An 18,546-nucleotide genomic window follows, 5' to 3' on the forward strand; every position below is an offset into this window, starting at 1 on the left:
GGGGCGCGGGCCGGCGCCGGGCAAAGGCAGGAACGGACCGGCGCCGACCCGCGCCAAGTCGAAAGGGAAGAGATGAGCAAGACACTGGACGTTATCACCATTGGCCGCAGTTCGGTCGATCTTTACGGCATGCAGGTCGGCGGGCGTCTTGAGGATATGGGCTCGTTCGCCAAATATATCGGCGGCTCTCCGACGAATATCGCCTGCGGGACCGCCCGTCTGGGGCTGAAATCGGCGGTGATCACGCGGGTCGGCGACGAACATATGGGCCGTTTCATCCGCGAGCAGCTTGTGCGCGAAGGGGTGGATGTGCGCGGGGTCAAGACCGACCCCGAGCGGCTGACCGCGCTGGTGCTTTTGGGGATCCGCGACGAGGATCAGTTTCCGCTGATCTTTTACCGCGAGAACTGCGCCGACATGGCGCTGAGCGAGGCCGATATCGACGAGGATTTCATCGCCGAGGCGCGCAGCGTTCTGGCCACGGGCACGCATCTGTCCAATCCGCGAACCGAGGCCGCGGTGCTCAGGGCGCTGGAACTGGCGCGCAAGCATGGCGCGCGCACCGCGCTCGATATCGATTATCGCCCGAACCTGTGGGGGGTGGCCGGGCATGGCGCCGGCGAAAGCCGTTTCGTCGAAAGCGCCAAGGTCACCGCCAAGCTGCAATCGACGCTGCATCTTTTCGACCTGATCGTCGGCACCGAAGAGGAATTTCACATTGCCGGCGGCACGACCGACACCATCGAGGCGCTGCGCAATGTCCGCGCCGTTTCGGGTGCTGCGCTGATCTGCAAGCGCGGGGCCAAGGGGGCGGTGGCATTTACCGGCGCCATTCCCGATAGCCTTGATGACGGCGAAAGCGGGCCGGGTTTTCCGATCGAGGTTTTCAACGTGCTGGGTGCGGGCGACGGGTTCTTTTCGGGGCTGATGAAGGGCTGGATGGAGGATGCCGACTGGCCGACCGCGTTGAAATACGCCAATGCCTGCGGCGCCTTCGCGGTGTCCCGGCATGGCTGTACCCCGGCCTATCCCAGCCTTGCCGAGCTGGATTTCTTTCTGGATCGCGGCGTGATCCGGCCTGATCTGCGCAACGATGCCGAGCTGGAACAGGTCCATTGGGCGACCAACCGTCAGGGCCGGATGGGCGGCGACTGGTCGACGATGCGGGTTTTCGCCTTTGATCATCGCGGCCAGCTTGAGGACATGCCGGGCTATACGCTGGAAAAGGGCGGCGCCTTCAAGGAGCTGTGTCTTGCGGCGGCGCTGAAGGTTGCGGACGGGCAGGCCGGCTATGGCATCCTGTGCGACAATCGCATCGGGCGGCGGGCGCTGCACGCGGCCTCGGGGAGCGGGCTCTGGATCGGGCGGCCCTGTGAGTGGCCGGGATCGCGCCCCTTGCAGCTTGAGCCGGAGCTGGGCGCCGATTGCGGCGGGCTTGAGGCCTGGGCGCGCGAGGATGTGGTCAAGGTGCTGTGCTTTTGTCATCCCGACGATGACGATCAGATGCGCGCGGCGCAGGAGGCCACGGTCACGCGTCTGTTCCAGGCGGCGCGGCGCAACGGGCTGGAATTCTTGTTGGAGGTCATTCCCTCGAAGGTGGGGCCGGTCGATGACATGACCACCGCGCGCCTGATCCGGCGCTGGTACGAGATCGGGGTCTATCCCGATTGGTGGAAGCTTGAGCCGATGACCTCGCGCGCGGGGTGGGAAAACGCCATTGCCGCTATCGAGGCGCATGACCGCAATACCCGCGGTATCGTGGTTCTGGGGCTGGATGCGCCCGAGGCCGAGCTTGCGGAGAGTTTCGCGGTGGCGGCGGCGTTCCCGCTGGTCCGGGGCTTTGCCGTCGGACGCACCATCTTTGGCGAGGTGGCGCGGGTCTGGATGCGTGGCGAGATTTCGGATGCGGATGCGGTCGCCGCCATGGCCGGGCGCTATGCGCGGCTATGCGGGATCTGGGACCGGGCGCGGGCGGCCGCCTGATGGCGGGGGGAGGGGCGCTGCCCCTCTTGGCCTGCGGCCAATTCACCCCGGGATATTTGGACATGAAAGAATGGGCATCGAGGTGACGGGATGAGCGGGACGATCAGATTGACGGCGGCGCAGGCGATGATGCGCTGGTTGTCGGTGCAGATGACCGAAGGGGGCGAGCGCTTCATCGAAGGGGTCTGGGCGATCTTTGGCCATGGCAATGTGGCCGGGATCGGCGAGGCGCTGCACGGGATCGGGGATGCCTTGCCGACATGGCGCGGCCAGAACGAGCAGACCATGGCCCATGCCGCCATCGCCTATGCCAAGGGCCAGGGGCGGCGGCGGGCGCAGGCGGTGACGACCTCGATCGGGCCGGGGGCGACCAATGTGGTGACGGCCGCGGCGCTGGCGCATGTGAACCGTTTGCCGCTGTTGATCCTTGCCGGCGATGTGTTTGCCAACCGCCGGCCCGATCCGGTCCTGCAGCAGGTCGAGGATTTCGACGATGGCACGGTCAGCGCCAATGATTGTTTCCGGCCGGTGGTGCGCTATTTCGACCGCATCACCCGGCCCGAGCATCTTTTGACCGCGTTGCCGCGTGCCATGCGGGTGATGACCGATCCGGCGAATTGCGGGCCGGTCTGTCTGGCATTTTGTCAGGATGTGCAGGCCGAGGCCTATGATTGGCCCGAGGCGTTCTTTGCCCCCCGCGTCTGGCGGATCCGCCGGCCCGAGCCGGATGCGGTCGAGTTGGCCGAGGTCGTGGATTTGATCCGGGCCGCGACGGCGCCGGTGATCGTGGCCGGCGGCGGCGTCATCTATTCCGGGGCCGAGGCGGCACTGGCCGAATTTGCCAGCCGCCACAATATCCCCGTGATCGAGACCCAGGCCGGCAAATCCGCCCTGTCGCAGGATCATGTGATGAATTACGGCGCATCCGGTGTGGATGGGTCGGCGGCGGCCAATGGCATGGCGGCAAAGGCCGATCTGATCCTTGGGATCGGAACGCGGTTGCAGGATTTCACCACCGGCTCGCGGACGCTGTTTTCGAGGGGCAGGCTGGTTTCGATCAATGTCCAGCCCTATGACGCGGCCAAGCATGGCGGGATGTCGCTGGTTGCGGATGCGAAGGTGGCGCTGGAACGGCTGGGGGCGGCGCTGGGCGATTACCGCGCCGATGCGGCCGATCCGGCGGCCCGTGCGGCCTGGCTTGCGGCGGTCGATGCGCATTGCGCGGCGCCCGCGGGCAATGAGCTGCCCAGCGATGCGCAGGTGATCGGGGCGGTGCAGCGCGCGACCGGCGCCGACGCCATTGCCATGTGTGCCGCCGGCACCATGCCCGGGGCGCTGAAGCTGCTTTGGCAGCCGTCGCAGGGCGGCTATCACATGGAATATGGCTATAGCTGCATGGGCTACGAGATCGCGGGCGCCATGGGGTTGAAGCTGGCCCGGCCCGGGCGCGAGGTCATCTGTTTTGTTGGCGATGGCAGCTATATGATGGCCAATTCCGAGCTTGCGACGGCGGTGATGCGACGGGTGCCCTTTACCGTCGTGCTGACCGACAACCGGGGTTATGGCTGCATCAACCGCTTGCAGCAGGGCTGTGGCGGTGCGGAATTCAACAACATGTATGTCGACAGCCGCATCGAGGCGCAGCCGCAGATCGATTTTGTCGCCCATGCCGCATCCATGGGGGCCCATGCGGTCAAGGCCTCTGGCATCGCCGGGCTTGAGGCCGAGATCGCGGCCGCGCGGGGGCGCGACATTCCGACCGTCATCGTGATCGATACCACCGCCGTGCCGGGGCCCGGCGACGGGTTGGCCGGGGCGGGTCATTGGTGGGATGTCGCCGTTCCCGAGATCGGCGATACCGAGAAATTGCGAAAAGCCTATGCCGGCTATCTGGAAAATGCCGCCCGGCAGAGCGTTGTGAACTGAGGAAAACGGACATGATCCAATACGGCACCAATCCCATTGCCTGGGCCAATGACGACGACCAGTCGATCGGCGCCCATATTCCGACCGGCCAGATCCTGCATGAGGCCGGCGAGGTCATCGGCTTTGACGGGATCGAGAACGGCCATCGCTGGCCCGAGGATCCGGCCGAGTTGAAGGCGCTGCTGGGGCGCTATGGGCTGAAGTTCATTTCGGGCTGGTATTCGACCGAGCTTTTGACGCGTTCGGTTGCCGATGAGATCGCCGCCGTTCAGGGCCATCTGGCCAAGCTGAAGGCCAATGGCTGCAAGGTCTGCATCGTCTGCGAATGCTCGAATACCGTGCATGGCATGCCCGATGTGGCGGTCAATGACCGGCCGCGCCTGACGGCGGCCGAGATGGCCGCGTTCGGCGCGAAGATGGAGGAATTCGCTCAATATCTGGCCGGGCAGGGGATCACCCTGGCGTATCACCACCATATGGGCACGGTGGTCGAGGCCCCAGACGAGATCGATGCCTTCATGGCCGCGACCGGGCCGGCCACGCATCTTTTGTTCGATGCCGGGCATTGCACCTTTGGCGGCGGCGATCCGGCCGAGGTGCTGGCGCGTCATGTGGGCCGGGTCGCGCATTTCCACGCCAAGAATATCCGTCGCCCGGTGACCGAGCGGGTGCGGGCCGAGGGCATGTCGTTTCTGCAAGGCGTTCTGGCCGGGGCCTTTACCGTGCCGGGCGATCCCGAGGGGGCGATCGATTTCGTGCCCTTGTTGAGGATTCTGGCCGGGGCGGGCTATGACGGCTGGCTGGTGATCGAGGCCGAGCAGGACCCGGAGCTGCGCAATCCGCTGGAATATCAGTCGCTGGGGTTGAGGTCGCTCAAGGCGGCGGCGCGCGAGGCGGGGCTGGACCGGGGTGCCGCGGCCTGAAGGGGGAAGGGGGCGCTGCCCCCATCGCCTGACGGCGATTCCCCCGGGATATTTGGACATGAAAGAGATCGGGAAGGACGGGGCAGAGACATGAGTTCGCTATTGCGCAGGCCATTTGGCAATCACGGCAAGGTTCATCAGATCACCCCGCAGGATGCCGGCTGGCGTTATGTCGGCTTTTCGCTTTACCGGTTGCGGGCGGGCGAGGTCGCGACCGAGGCGACGGGTGGCAATGAGGTCATTCTGGTCATGGTCGAGGGCAAGGCCGCGTTTGAGGCCGCCGGGCGTGACTGGGGCGTCTTGGGCGAGCGGATGGATGTCTTTGAAAAGACGCCGCCGCATTGTCTTTATGTTCCGAACGGTCAGGACTGGCGCGCCGTGGCCGAAACCGATTGCGTGATCGCGGTCTGTGCCGCCCCGGGCCGGGGCGGGCATGCGGCGCGGCGCATCGGGCCCGAGGGGATTTCGCTTACCGCGCGCGGCAAGGGGACCAATACCCGTCACATCAACAATATCGCCATGGAGGCCGAGGATTATTGCGACAGCCTTTTGGTGACCGAGGTCTTTACCCCCGCCGGGCATTGGTCATCCTATCCGAGCCATCGCCATGACGAGGACGATTTTCCCCGCATCACCTATCTTGAAGAGACCTATTATCATCGGCTGAACCCGAAAGATGGCTGGGCGGTGCAGCGGGTCTATACCGACGATGGGGGTCTGGACGAAGTGATGGCGGTGCGCGACGGGGATGTCGTCTGTGTGCCGCGCGGCCATCACCCCTGTGGTGCGCCCTATGGGTTCGAGCTTTATTACCTCAACGTCATGGCCGGGCCGCGCCGCAATTGGCGCTTTGTGCCCGCCCCCGAGGTCGAAGAGATCCTCCGCCGCGATTCCGTCTAGGGGGCGCGGCGGGCGTCAGTCCGGCCGGGTGTCGCGAAAGGCGGGGCGGGCGGCGACGGTTTCGGCGAAGGCCGCAAGCCGGGGGTGGTCGCCCCGCCAGTCGAACCGGGGAAAGCGGAAGTCCAGATAGAACAGCGCGCAGGCGGTGGCGAGATCGCCGATATCGGGCTGTGCCCCGTTTGGGGTATCGGCCTCCATCGCGGTCAGGGCGGCGCGGATCTTGGCCATCTGGCCGTCGATCCAGCCTTGCCATTGCCGGTCCTCGGGGCGGATATGCGTCTCATACCGGATCAGGATGGCGGCATCGAGCAGCCCGTCGGCCAGCGCCTCGCGCCGCAGGGCGCGCCATTCGGCGGCGCCTGTCGGATAAAGGGCGCTGTTCTGGCCGAGATAGCGGCAGATGACCGGGCTGTCGTAAAGCAATTCCCCGTCCGCCAGCCGCAGGCAGGGCACCTTGCCAAGCGGGTTCGCGGCGACAAGATCGGCCGAAGGCGTCACCGGATTCGCGGTCGAGGGGATCAGGTTCAGGATCGTGCCGGTTTCGGCTGCGACGACGCAAACCTTGCGCACATAGGGCGAGGTCGGCGAGTAAAAGAGATCAAGTACCATGCGGGGACCTTTGCGTCGGGATGGCTTGCGCCGGCATTCATGCATGAGCTGTCCCCTCGGGGCAAGAATTTCGCGGGGGTAGGGTTTTCCGGGTCTCGGTGCTTTCCAGACCGATGTTCCGGCGGCTGGCGGATATCAAGGACCGGCATCCGCAGTTATGGTCACATTCCGGCAGGGCTGAGACGGGCGTCAGCGGGAGTATTCAGATGAGCGATCTTGCCTCGACCTTCGGCCTTTCCCCGGCATTGGCGCCCGTCGTGGCGGGCAGCGTCGTCCAGACCGTCTATCAGGATCTGCGCAGACGCATCATCACGCTTGCGCTGCCGCCCGATACCACGCTGTCGCGGGGCGCGAGCTGACCGAAACCCGTGAGGTCAGCCAGGCCCCGATCCGCGAGGCGCTGCAACTGCTCAAGCAAGAGGGGTTGGTGCGCATCCAGCCGCAATCGCGCATGGTGGTGACGCGCATCGACATTCCCGCCATTCTCGAGGCGCATTTCATGCGCGTCTCTTTGGACACCGAGGTGTACCGCAGCTTGGCTGCGGCCGGGTCATGACAAGAAGCCGGCCATCGGCATCATCTGCGCGGCGGTGCGCAGGCGACGCTGATCCCGGCTTCGGTGGTGTTGATCGTCTATGGTCTGGTGGCGCAGGTGTCGATCACGCAGCTTTTCATGGCCTTGATCGGGCCGGGCCTGCTGCTGGCGACGCTTTATATCTGTTACATCCTGATCCGGGCGCGGCTGAATCCGCGCTGGTCTATGACATCCCCGAAACCGGCTGCCTTTCGTCCAGCGGCTGCCCTGTCCGAAGGGGGGCGTGGTGATGATGCTGATCGTGATGGTGCTGGGCAGGTTTCTGGAATGGATCGCGCTCTTCATCCCCTCGCTGATCGACTGAAAGGACCCGCCATGACCGAGGACAAGGACATTCCGGCCCTGATGCGCGGGGATGAGGGCATCGCCCCCACCGAATTCGCCGCCGACCGCGCCCGCCCATCGGCCCGACCCGTCATCGGACCCATAAAGGCCACGCCCCCTTGGCGCGCGGCCTATCCATTTGGCGACAAGGATGAAATCCCTGTTTCCTTCGGCATCGTCTTGGGCCTAACCTGCGCCCCGAGCAATGGGGAGAGATGACCATGCCCGACGATACCACGTCCCCCAACTGGGGTTTCGACACCACCGCCATCCATGCCGGCGCGGCCCCCGATCCCGCGACGGGCGCGCGTCAGGTGCCGATCTATCAGACCACAGCTTATGTCTTTCAGGACGCGGCCCATGCGGCGCGGCTGTTTGCGCTGCAAGAGGTCGGCTATATCTATTCGCGGCTGACCAATCCGACGGTTGCCGCCCTGCAGGCGCGCGTCGCCGCGATGGAGGGGGGCGCGGGCGCGGTCTGCTGTTCGTCGGGGCATGCCGCGCAGATCATGGCGCTGTTTCCGCTGATGGGGCCGGGCAAAAACATCGTTGCCTCGACCCGGCTGTATGGCGGGACGGTCACGCAGTTTAGCCAGACCATCAAGCGCTTTGGCTGGTCGTGCAAATTCGTCGATCTGGACGATCCCGCGGCGGTGCGCGCGGCGATCGACGACGACACCCGGGCGATCTTTTGTGAATCGATCAGCAATCCGGGCGGCTATCCGACCGATATTCCGGCCATCGCCGCCATCGCCGATGCGGCGGGCATTCCGTTGATCGTGGACAATACGCTGGCGACGCCATGGCTGTGCAAACCCATCGAGATGGGCGCCACGCTGGTCGTCCACAGCCTGACCAAATACATGACCGGCAACGGCACGGTGACGGGCGGGGTGGTGGTCGATAGCGGCCGGTTCGACTGGTCAGTCAGCGGCAAGTTCCCCAGCCTGTCGGAACCCGAACCCGCCTATCACGGGCTGAAATTCCACGAGGCGCTGGGACCGATGGCTTATACGTTCCACGGCATTGCCATCGGGCTGCGCGATCTGGGCATGACCATGAACCCGCAGGCGGCGCATTATACGCTGATGGGGATCGAGACGCTGGGCCTGCGCATGCCGCGCCATGTCGCGAATGCGCAGGCTGTGGCCGAATGGCTTGCGGCCGATCCGCGCGTGGCCTCGGTCAGCTATGCCGGGCTGGCCTCGTCGCCATGGAACACGACCGCTCGACGGGTCTATCCCAAGGGCACGGGGGCGCTGTTCACATTCGCGGTCAAGGGCGGCTATGACGCGGCGGTCAAACTGGTCGACAATCTGAAACTGTTCAGCCATGTCGCGAACCTTGGCGATGCGCGTTCGCTGGTCATCCATTCCGCATCGACCACACACAGCCAGCTGACGGATGCGCAAAAGATTGCCGCTGGGGCCGGGCCGGACGTGGTGCGGCTGTCCATCGGCATCGAGGATGCCGCCGACCTGATCGCCGATCTGGATCAGGCGCTTTCCGCCGCCAGCGCCTGATCCGGCCGCGTCGCGGGGCAGGGGCGGGCCAACAGAAAGGGCGGCGCGTGGTTGCGCCGCCCTTTTACCATCTACCGGATTACCCGTTCACCACCATGCACTCGTGACGGTTTCACCACGCACTCGTTGACCACCGCTCAGGGATCAGTTGGCGACAGGCGCGTCCCCTTCGGCATCGGCCGAACCCTGATCCTGATCCATCGCGCCGCCATCCTGCGGCATCTCGTCATCCGCAGAGAGCAGCGCGAAAATCGCCGTGACATTGGCCGAAACCGTCAGCTCGCCAGCCTCGACCGGCGTCGGCGCGCTGCCCTTGGCCTCGGCGGCCATCATCCGCATCATCGGCACCGGCTGGCTTTCGACCGGGGTGTCGCTGAGCCGCAGCAGCGGGCCAAGACGCATGCCCGCGGCCTCGGCCATGATTTCGGCGCGGCGGCGGGCGTCCTGGACGGCGGCGCTGCGGGCGGCATCCTCGGCCTCGGTCATGTCCTCGCGGGTAAAGTTGATGCCGCCGATCTCATTGGCGCCCGAGGCGACCAGCTTGTCCAGCACCGCGCCCAGCCCGGCGATGTCGCGCACCCGCACGGTGACGTTGTTTTGCGCCGCATAGCCGGTCACGCGCGGCGCCTCGCCATCCTTGGAATAATCAAGCATCGGCGACAGGTTCAGCCCCGAGGTCTGGATGTCGCGGGCCTCGATCCCCTCGGCCTTGAGCGCCTCGATGACCTTGTTCTGGGCCTCGGCGTTCTGGGTCATCGCCTCGGCGGCGGTGGCCGCGCGGCTGCTGACGCCCAGCGAGATGGTCGCCAGATCGGGCTGGGCGCTGGACAGGCCCTGGCCGCCCACGGTCAGCCGCGCCATGGCGCCGTGATGTTTGCCATGCATCATCATTGCGGGATGGGCCGGCGAATTGGCCGGCGGCATGTCGCCGGGTGCACCTTGCGCGGCCAGCGGGCCGGCGCCCAGCACGATCAGCGTTGCGGCGGTCATCAGGGGGCGGAACTGTCTCATCTTGGCTTTCTTCTCCTTTGGCCGGCGCGGTTCGGGCCGGTCCGTGATGGGTCTCGGCGCTATAACGTGTGAATGTTACGTTTGGATGCCTCACAATATGGTGTTTGGCTTTTCACGGATCGCGTTCTGGGTTACTCGTCATTATCACTTTTGAATACGCGCCCCGGCGCCCGGAACCGCAAGGCAAAGCCCATAGATGTCGCTTGATTCCGCTATCGAATACGCCCTCTTTTTCAGCGCGGATGCGGTGCATCTGCGGCGGCGGGAACGGCCCGCGCCGGATGGAACCCCGTCGCAGGACGGGGCAGGGCAGGGCGTGGCAGCACAGGCCGCTGCGGGGCAGGCCGTAACGGCGCAGGCGTGGCGGCATCTGGGTTCCGTCGATTTCGACACGCCCGATTTCCGGGGCGATCTGGTGCGTCTGCGGCTGATGTCGGGCCTGCCCGAGGATGACGGCAGCGATGATGCGATGCTGCCGGTCACGCTGATCATTCCCGACGATCAGATCCTTTACACCACGCTAACCGTGCCGCCGGGTGCGGATCGCGAACATGCGGTGGGGCGGGCGCTGGACGGACTGACCCCCTATCGGATCGAGGATCTGGCCTTTGACTGGGACGGTGATGGCGACAGCGTGCGCGTCGCCGCCGTCGCCCGCCAGACCCTGCGCGAGGCACAGGAATTCGCCGCGCAATACGGTTTCGACGGACAGGAATTCCGCGCCGCGCCCGAGGCCGGCGGCTATCCCGGCGAGCCGGTCTTTCTGCTGGATCCCGTCCAGCCCGCCCGCGCCGCGCGCGGCCCCGTCGACCTTGCACAGGTCAGCGTGATCTCGCCCGATCTGTTGATCGAGGCCGATGAAGAACACCTGGACGACGGGCAGGGGCATCTGGATCTTGATCTGGATCTGGGCGGCGACATGCATGATGTCCCGGCCCCGCAGCCTGCTTTGGCCGATGGTCCGGTCGATGTTCCGGTCGCCGCGCCGCAAGCCGATGCCGATCCGGCCGAAACCGGTGAGGCCGTGGCGGCCGTGCCGGCCGATGACGCGGACCGGGGCGCGGCGCCGCCCGAAAGCGCATCCTTGGCCAAGCCCGAGGACACCCGGCCCCTGCCCGAGGCGGGGGCGTCGGATGACGACGATGACGAGGTGACGCCCCTTGCGGCGCTTCTGGCAGAGCCGGTGAAGGCCGAAGAGGTGGCGCAGGCCGAGGATGCGCCGGCCGAGGACGTACCCGCGCCGGCCGATGATGAACCCAAGGCCGCGATGGGCGTCGAGGAAGCCACAGCCCCCGTGGCTGGTTCCGACACCAGCACCGAAGCCGTCATCGACGCGCCCGCACCCATCGCGGCGGAAAACGCAGCCCCCGGCAGCGATCACGTGGCGGCCGGTGCCGGTGCAGCAATCGCCGCCGCCGCGCCGATTGCCGCCGAAACATCCGCGCCCAGCCCCGCGCCGGCCGGGGCGAAAGCCGCGCCGCCGGTCGTGCGCCATGCGCCGGCCCGTCCCGCCGGCACGCCGCCCGCCGCCGAAAAGGTCCGTTCCGCGCCGGAAATCAACCGCTCGGCGCTGAACCCCCGTGCGCGCGCCGTCCACGACCGCGCGGCCGAGGCCCGCAATGCCCGTCCCGCCGGCGCCGCGCCCGCAGCCGCGCCGCGCCCGGGTCAGCGCGGCGGCCTGCTTGGGTTGATCGCTATGCTTGGGGCACTGGTCGTCGGGCTGGTGCTGATCTGGGCCTTTGTGGTGCCCACGCCGCAACCGGCACCGCCCGAAGAGGGCGCAGCCCCCGCCCCGCAGATCGCGGCGGCTGGCGACCCGTTGACAGAGGGCGGGCCGGATGCGCCTGCCGCGACCGCCCCGGCCGAAGCGCCCGCAACCCCGGCTGGCGAGACCGCGCCGCCGGTTCAGGTTGCCGCAACCCCCGAAGCCGGCGCCGTTGAAACCGTCCCGGCCGAAACCGTTCCTGTCGAAACCCGTCCGCAACCGCAGGTCGCGGCGCCAGTCGATGCGCCGGCCGCATCGCAGCCCACCCAATCCACGGCCGAGCCGGCCGCCGGGATCGCGGGCCGCTCGATCTCGGCCCTGACCGAGGAAGAGCGGCGGCGCGTCATCGTCGCGGCGGCGGCGGTCGCGGCGGCGGTCGTGCCCCCGGCGCAAGCCGCAATCCCCGATCCGGCCACCGATCCCGCCGAGGGCGGCGCGGTTCCCGGCGCCCAGCCGCAAGAGGCCGCCACCCGCCCCTCGATCAGTGCTGTTGCCCCGGCTCAGCGTCCCAACCGCGAGGCTCAGCAGCAACAGGCGGTCGAGCGTGCCCTGCGCGCCGCGATCGAGGGCGGCGTCGTTTCCGCGCCCGCTGCCGCCAATGCGGCAACCGCCTCTGTGTCGCCCCGCGCGGTCGCGCCTGCGGCGCGGCTGACCAGTTCGGCCCGGCCGCAGCTTGCGCCGCGCCGCAGCACGCCCCGGACCTCGGCGCCGCAGGCCGATACCGTTCCGGCGGTTCCCGCCAACCCCTTGCCCTTTGACGCCACGCAGCGCCGGGTGCAGCCCGCCGCAAGCGCCCGCCCGCCGGCCCGCGCCGGCCGCCCGGCCAGCCCCGCGCCCACGCCCACGCCCACGGTCGCGCCGGCCCGGTCATCGGCCAGCCAGCCGGCGGCCCAAGCCCAGCCCGAACCGCAACGCGCGACCACGGCCAGCAACAGCCGTCTGCGCGGCTCGGCCCGGCCGCCCCTGCGTCCCGAAGGGTCGGCGCCCGATCTGATCGACCCCGAGCCGGGCGGGAACGACGGCGCCGCGCTGACCCCCGCCGAGGCGCGCCATCTGCGCGATCTGATCCACGATCTGGGTCGGATCGACCTGCCCGCCGCAGCCGTCGCCCGCCCCCGCGACGCGGCGGATTTCGGCGCCTTGCTGGCGCAGGCCCGGCCTGCGCGCAAGCCGGGCGGCGCCCAGCCTCGCGCCAGCGATGCGGTCAGCCCCTCGGCCATCGACGCCGCGCTGCGTTCGGCCAGCACCTCGCCGCCAGACAAGCCCGCAGGTTCAGCAGGCTCAGTCGCGCCCGCCCGGGATTCGGGCGGGCTTTTGCGTGGCTCGGACCGGCCCCGGGCGCGGCCGGGCTCGCGGCCCGCTGGCGCGGCCGTGGCGGGGCTGTCGGACAAGGCGGTCGAGGCCGCGATCTCGGCCGCTGTCGAGGCCTCGCCGGCCACGCCGGGCGGGGTGCGGCTTTCGGCGCTGAATTCTTCGCCGCTGCCACCCCGGCGCAGCGATGCCGCCCCGGTCGAACGGCCCGCAGATACACCCGCCGATACGCCCGGCGATGCCCCCGCCGCCGCCGAAAGCACCGCACCCGCCGCCAATGACCCGAGCGAGGCCGATCTGGCCGCGCGCCGCAAGCTCGACGAGCAGTTGCAGGCCCAGGCCGAGGCCCGCGTGCGCGCCCGCGCCCAGGCCGATGCCCGCGCCGAGGCCCAGGCCCGCGCCCAGGCCGAGGCCCGCGCCCGCGCCCAGGCCGAAGCCGAAGAGCGCGCCGCCCGCGCCAAACGTCAGGAATACAAGCCCCCCGAGGTCGATGACGAACCCGAAATCGCGGCCGCCGCCCTGTCCAAGGGCACCACCACCGCCTCGGTCGCCAAGGCCGCGACCCAACGGCGCGGCATCGATATGGGGCGCACGACGATCATCGGCATCATCGGCGCGGGACAGGCCAGCCGCGCGCTGATCCGGCTGCGCAACGGCAAGATCGTGACCGTGCGGCTGGGCGACCGCATCGATGGCGGCCAGATCAATTCGATCGGCAATGGCCGGCTGACCTATGTCAAGGGCGGCCGGACGCATGAGCTGCGTCTTTTGGACGGGCGCTGATGGAATCCTCGCTGCTGGTCGCCACCGTCTATCTGATGACCATGATCATCGCGGTGCCGCTTTCGGCCCGGCTGGGGCTGGGATCGGTGCTGGGTTATCTGGTCGCGGGCATCGTGATCGGCCCCATCCTCGGCCTTGCCGGCAGCGAGGGCGAGATGGCCGATCTGCAGCATTTCGCCGAGTTCGGCGTGGTGATGATGCTGTTCCTGATCGGGCTCGAGCTTGAACCAAGGACGCTGTGGCAGATGCGCAAGCGTCTGATCGGGCTGGCGGGGATGCAGATTCTGGGCACGGTCGCGGCGCTGGCGCTGGTATCGATGCTGCTCAATCAAAGCTGGCAGATCGCGGTCACGCTGGGCATGATCCTGTCGCTGAGTTCGACCGCGATCGTGTTGCAGACGCTGTCGGAAAAGCAGCTGATGCAGACGGCGGGCGGGCGCAGCGCATTCGCGGTGCTGTTGACCCAGGATATCGCGGTGATCCCGATGATCGCGCTGATGCCGCTTTTGGCGACGCGCATCGTGCCCGGCGCCGAGGGCGAGGCCCATGGCGGCGCCGATTTCATGCATGCGCTGCCCGGCTGGGGCGCGGCGCTGGTGACGCTGGGCGCGGTGGCGGCGGTGATCCTGATCGGGCAATACCTGATCCGGCCGCTGTTTCGCTATGTCCATGCCGCGCGGCTGAACGAGCTGGATACCGCGCTTGCGCTTCTGATCGTGGTGGGCATCGCCTCGTTGATGGAATCCGTCGGTCTGTCGCCCGCGCTTGGCACCTTTCTGGCCGGGGTCATGCTGGCCGGGTCCGAATTCCGCCACGATCTCGAAGGTCAGATCGCGCCTTTCAAGGGACTGCTGCTGGGGCTGTTTTTTATCACCGTGGGCGCGGGGATGAATTTCCAGATCCTGTTCGAGCGGCCGGTGACGGTGATCGGGATCACGGTCGTGCTGATCGCGATCAAGGCGGCGATCCTGCATGGCATCGCGCGCGTCACCGGGCTGCAAGGCCGGGACCGGACGCTTTTCACGCTGTCGCTGGCGCAGGCGGGGGAATTCGGCTTCGTGCTTTTGTCCTATGCCGTGTCGCTGGCGATCCTGCCGCGCGCGCTGGCGCAGGGGTTCTTGCTGGTCATCGCGTTGACCATGCTGGCCACGCCGCTTTTGTTCATCCTGTCGGATTACATCTCGCGCCGGCTGGCCGAGGAACGCGTCGCCGACATCCCCGACGTGATCGAGGAACAGCAGCCGATCATCATCGCCGGTGTCGGCCGCTTCGGGCAGGTGGTGAACCGTCTTGTCACCATGTCGGGCTTTCAGACCACGGTTCTGGACCACGATCTTGAGGTGATTCAGCTGATGCGGCGTTTCGGCTTCAAGGGGTATTTCGGCGATCCGACCCGTCCCGAGATCCTGACCGCCGCCGGCATCGACAAGGCCCAGGTCATCGTCGCCGCGCTGGACGATCCCGATGCGAACCTGCGTCTGGTCCGCTATGCCAAGGAAAAGCGCCCCGACATCACCGTCATTGCGCGCGCTCGCGACCGGGTGACCGTGTTTCAGCTTTATGATGCCGGCGCCGACCATATCGTGCGCGAAGCCTTTGACAGCTCGTTGCGGGCCGGCCGCTATGTGCTGGAAGAGGCCGGTCTTTCGCCCTATGAGGCCTCAGAGCTTGAGCGCATCTATTACCAGATGGACCGCGCCCATCTGCGCCAGCTGGCCCAGGTCTGGAAGCCGGGGGTGCCACTGGATCAGAACGCCGAATATGTCCAGCTCAGCCGCAACCTGAACAGCCAGCTTGAGGCGGCGCTGGTCGAACGGTTCTCGCACGGCCCCAGTGCCGCCCCGCTGAACGAAGACGAAGATGACGACGACGATGACGGGGACGAGGCCCCTGAACACGGTCTGTCGCAGCCCAAGGCGCGCCCGCGCGCGGGACTTGTGGGCGCGCGCGCGTCGGATTGACGCCTGCCCTTGATGCCATTAGCGTTTTGCGCGCTGTTGGTGTTGTTTGGGAAAGATCATGCCGTTCATTATCGCATTTCTGGGGGTGGTCATGGCGGCCGGGATCTGGGCCTGGCGCATCCGCATGGCGGCGCAGGTGTCGCGCGATCTGGCCTAGATGGCGGGCGATGTGGTCGCCGCCGCGCTCCGCCTCGGCTTCAGCCGCCGCCTGAATCTGCACCCGGTCGAAAGCGTCGATGAACCCGCGCTGGCCATTGCCGGCCTTGGGATCGCCTTTCTTGAGCTTTCGGCGCTGCCGACCGCCGAACAGCAACGCGTCCTGATCGATTCGATTGCCCGGCATTGCCATGAATCCCAGACCCGCGCCGAGGAAATGGCGATTGTCGGCCGCTGGCTGGTGACCGAATGCAAAGGCCCCCAGACGGCCATCCCGCGCCTGACAAAACGCCTCTATCAACTTGACAAGGCCGGCTTTCAGCCGCTTCTGGCGGTGCTGAACGATGTCGGACAGGCCGGTGGAGGTCTTAGCCCGCGCCAACGTGACGCGCTTGATGAAATCAGCCGCGGCATGAAGCTCTGATCCCGGCGATCCCGCGCGCGACCCTTGCCCGGCCCGGCCCGAGGCCCTAGAAGGCAAGGCAAGTTGCCAAGGGGAATGCCATGCTGGACCATCTGACCTATACCGCACCCGAACCCAAGACCATTCAGGGCGCGAAACAGGATTGGGAACTGGTCATCGGGCTTGAGGTTCATGCCCAGGTCGCCTCGAACGCCAAGCTGTTTTCGGGCGCCTCGACCGGGTTCGGCGCGGAACCGAACAGCCATGTGGCCTTTGTCGATGCCGCCATGCCCGGCATGCTGCCGGTGATCAACGAATTTTGCGTGGCACAGGCGGTCAAGACGGGCCTTGGCATCAAGGCCGCGATCAACCTGCGCTCGGCCTTTGACCGCAAGAACTATTTCTATCCCGACCTGCCGCAGGGCTATCAGATCAGCCAGCTTTACCACCCCATCGTCGGCGAGGGCGAGGTGATCGTGGATATGGGCCCGGGCGTCGCCCGCCGCGTCCGCATCGAACGCATCCATCTGGAACAGGATGCCGGCAAGTCGATCCATGACATGGACCCCAATATGTCCTTTGTCGACCTGAACCGGACCGGCGTCGCGCTGATGGAAATCGTCAGCCGCCCCGACATTCGCGGCCCCGAGGAAGCCGCCGCCTATGTCGCCAAGCTGCGCCAGATCATGCGTTACCTTGGCACCTGCGACGGCAATATGCAGAACGGCAATCTGCGCGCCGATGTGAACGTCTCGATCTGCCCGCCCGGCGCCTATGAACGCTATCAGGAGACCGGCGATTTCTCGCATCTGGGCACCCGCTGCGAGATCAAGAACATGAACTCGCTGCGCTTCATTCAGGCCGCCATCGATTATGAGGCCCGCCGCCAGATCGCCATCGTCGAGGATGGCGGCAAGGTCGTGCAGGAAACCCGGCTTTACGATCCCGACCGGGGCGAAACGCGGTCCATGCGCTCGAAAGAAGAAGCCCATGATTACCGCTATTTCCCCGATCCCGATCTGCTGCCCCTGGAGATCGAACAGGCATGGGTGGACGCGATCGCCGCCGATATGCCCGAACTGCCCGATGCCAAGAAGACGCGTTTCGTGCAGGCCCTCGGGCTTTCGGAATATGACGCGGGCGTCCTGACCGCCGAGCTTGAGAATGCCGATTACTTCGAGGCGGTGGCGCAGGGGCGCGACGGCAAACAGGCCGCGAACTGGGTCATCAACGAGCTGTTCGGCCGCCTGAACAAAGAGGGGATGACGGTTGAAACCTCGCCGATTTCGGCCGCGCAGCTGGGCGGCGTGATCGACCTGATCGCGGATGGCTCGATTTCGGGCAAGATCGCCAAGGACCTGTTCGAAATCCTGTGGACCGAGGGCGGCGACCCCGCCCAGATCGTCGAGGCGCGCGGCATGAAACAGGTGACCGACCTCGGCGCCATCGAAAAAGCCGTGGACGAGATCATCGCCGCCAATCCCGCGCAGGTCGAAAAGGCCAGAGCCAACCCGAAACTCGCCGGCTGGTTCGTCGGTCAGGTGCTGAAAGCCACCGGCGGCAAGGCCAATCCGGCGGCGGTCAACGATCTGGTGGCGCAAAAGCTGGGGCTCTAGCCGCAACCTGACGCTGGGGCACTTTTTCGCCATAGCCGGGGCAGGTGGTTGCGTGCCCGCCCCGGGCCTTGCTAAGCATCCCCGACAAGACCGGCATATCGTTTGCAGCCGGCGACAGGCGGAAGGATCAGCTATGACATCCCTGAAATCGCGTTGGCCGATGGTGGTTTCGCTTGGCCTCGTGCTGGGCCTTCTGGCCGGTTGCGGAGGCTCGTCCCGGCTTTCGCCACAGGAATGCATGGAACGGGCGATGTTCTTCGAATCGAACCGCTCAAGCCGGGATGGCATGATCGCGGTCGGCAGCGTGGTGATGAACCGTGTCGCATCCGACCAGTTCCCGAATTCGGTCTGTGGCGTCGTCGCGCAAAAGCGGCAATTCGCGCCGGGGATCATGACCCGCAAGATGAACTCAAAGGCCATGCCCGATGTGCGCGCGGCGGCCCGCGCGGTGCTGCGCGGCGAACGCCACCCGCTGATCGGCAATGCGCAGTTCTTCCACACGGCCGGGCACCGTTTTTCATATGACAACATGCATTACGTCCTGACGACGGGCGGCAATTCCTTCTATGAAAAGCGCAAAAGCCATCTGGTGACCCAGCCCTACCCGCCGGCGCCGCTGGAAGGGATCACCGGCCGCTGAACGTGCCGGCGGGCGGGCCATTCCCGATCACGCCCGCCCCCGCTCCCGAATTTGTGCAGCCGCCCGGTGCTTTCCATGTCCGGCCATCTCGCCTAACCTGCCCGCCAAACGAAAGGC

The 18,546-nt window shown here is 66.9% G+C and carries 15 protein-coding genes; 13 read left to right on the forward strand and 2 right to left on the reverse strand.

Annotation, left to right across the window (positions count from 1 at the left end):
- Nucleotides 1-72 precede the first annotated feature (72 nt).
- The 4 genes from ACFOMH_RS13075 (at nt 73) to iolB (ending at nt 5,732) form a co-directional block, all read left to right on the forward strand.
- A complete protein-coding gene (locus ACFOMH_RS13075; protein ID WP_377744961.1) occupies nt 73-1,983 on the forward strand; it encodes a bifunctional 5-dehydro-2-deoxygluconokinase/5-dehydro-2-deoxyphosphogluconate aldolase in 1,911 nt (636 codons plus the stop codon).
- Between the two features lie 90 nt (nt 1,984-2,073).
- Entirely contained in the window at nt 2,074-3,909 is a 1,836-nt protein-coding gene (gene iolD, locus ACFOMH_RS13080) for a 3D-(3,5/4)-trihydroxycyclohexane-1,2-dione acylhydrolase (decyclizing) (RefSeq protein ID WP_377744964.1), read from the forward strand.
- Between the two features lie 11 nt (nt 3,910-3,920).
- A complete protein-coding gene (gene iolE, locus ACFOMH_RS13085; RefSeq protein ID WP_374423365.1) occupies nt 3,921-4,832 on the forward strand; it encodes a myo-inosose-2 dehydratase in 912 nt (303 codons plus the stop codon).
- A 90-nt stretch (nt 4,833-4,922) separates the two neighbouring features.
- Nucleotides 4,923-5,732: a 5-deoxy-glucuronate isomerase gene (gene iolB / locus ACFOMH_RS13090; protein ID WP_377744966.1), complete on the forward strand. Its 810-nt coding sequence runs from the start codon at nt 4,923-4,925 to the stop codon at nt 5,730-5,732.
- A 15-nt stretch (nt 5,733-5,747) separates the two neighbouring features.
- Here the strand turns inward: iolB and ACFOMH_RS13095 are convergent, their stop codons facing one another.
- Nucleotides 5,748-6,341 (reverse strand): glutathione S-transferase family protein, encoded by a 594-nt coding sequence (locus tag ACFOMH_RS13095; protein ID WP_377744968.1) that lies wholly within the window; start codon nt 6,339-6,341, stop codon nt 5,748-5,750.
- A gap of 206 nt (nt 6,342-6,547) precedes the next feature.
- On the opposite strand from ACFOMH_RS13095, the gene ACFOMH_RS13100 reads away from it, so the two are divergent.
- The 4 genes from ACFOMH_RS13100 (at nt 6,548) to ACFOMH_RS13115 (ending at nt 8,783) form a co-directional block, all read left to right on the forward strand.
- Nucleotides 6,548-6,700 (forward strand): hypothetical protein, encoded by a 153-nt coding sequence (locus tag ACFOMH_RS13100; RefSeq protein ID WP_377744970.1) that lies wholly within the window; start codon nt 6,548-6,550, stop codon nt 6,698-6,700.
- A gap of 68 nt (nt 6,701-6,768) precedes the next feature.
- Nucleotides 6,769-6,897, forward strand: a complete 129-nt coding sequence (locus ACFOMH_RS13105) for a hypothetical protein (RefSeq protein ID WP_377744971.1) — start codon at nt 6,769-6,771, stop codon at nt 6,895-6,897.
- 69 nt (nt 6,898-6,966) lie between these two features.
- Complete coding sequence (locus ACFOMH_RS13110) at nt 6,967-7,479, forward strand: hypothetical protein (protein ID WP_377744972.1); 513 nt, start codon at nt 6,967-6,969, stop codon at nt 7,477-7,479.
- A 2-nt stretch (nt 7,480-7,481) separates the two neighbouring features.
- Complete coding sequence (locus ACFOMH_RS13115; protein WP_377745028.1) at nt 7,482-8,783, forward strand: O-acetylhomoserine aminocarboxypropyltransferase/cysteine synthase family protein; 1,302 nt, start codon at nt 7,482-7,484, stop codon at nt 8,781-8,783.
- Nucleotides 8,784-8,927: 144 nt separating this feature from the next.
- On the opposite strand, the gene ACFOMH_RS13120 is transcribed toward ACFOMH_RS13115, so the two are convergent.
- Nucleotides 8,928-9,794, reverse strand: coding sequence for an SIMPL domain-containing protein (locus ACFOMH_RS13120; RefSeq protein WP_374423376.1), 867 nt, complete (start codon nt 9,792-9,794; stop codon nt 8,928-8,930).
- A gap of 196 nt (nt 9,795-9,990) precedes the next feature.
- Between ACFOMH_RS13120 and ACFOMH_RS13125 the strand changes: the two genes are divergently transcribed.
- The 5 genes from ACFOMH_RS13125 (at nt 9,991) to ACFOMH_RS13145 (ending at nt 18,429) form a co-directional block, all read left to right on the forward strand.
- A complete protein-coding gene (locus ACFOMH_RS13125) occupies nt 9,991-13,653 on the forward strand; it encodes a hypothetical protein (protein ID WP_377744973.1) in 3,663 nt (1,220 codons plus the stop codon).
- A complete protein-coding gene (locus tag ACFOMH_RS13130; protein ID WP_374423379.1) occupies nt 13,653-15,614 on the forward strand; it encodes a cation:proton antiporter domain-containing protein in 1,962 nt (653 codons plus the stop codon). Before ACFOMH_RS13125 ends, ACFOMH_RS13130 begins: the two co-directional genes overlap by 1 nt.
- Nucleotides 15,615-15,771: 157 nt before the next feature.
- Nucleotides 15,772-16,194, forward strand: a complete 423-nt coding sequence (locus tag ACFOMH_RS13135; RefSeq protein ID WP_377744975.1) for a hypothetical protein — start codon at nt 15,772-15,774, stop codon at nt 16,192-16,194.
- An 80-nt stretch (nt 16,195-16,274) separates the two neighbouring features.
- Complete coding sequence (gene gatB / locus ACFOMH_RS13140; protein ID WP_374423382.1) at nt 16,275-17,789, forward strand: Asp-tRNA(Asn)/Glu-tRNA(Gln) amidotransferase subunit GatB; 1,515 nt, start codon at nt 16,275-16,277, stop codon at nt 17,787-17,789.
- Nucleotides 17,790-17,922: 133 nt separating this feature from the next.
- Nucleotides 17,923-18,429: a cell wall hydrolase gene (locus ACFOMH_RS13145; RefSeq protein WP_374423384.1), complete on the forward strand. Its 507-nt coding sequence runs from the start codon at nt 17,923-17,925 to the stop codon at nt 18,427-18,429.
- Nucleotides 18,430-18,546: the final 117 nt, after the last annotated feature.

It is taken from the genome of Paracoccus mangrovi (assembly GCF_042648425.1).
Lineage (GTDB): Bacteria > Pseudomonadota > Alphaproteobacteria > Rhodobacterales > Rhodobacteraceae > Paracoccus > Paracoccus mangrovi.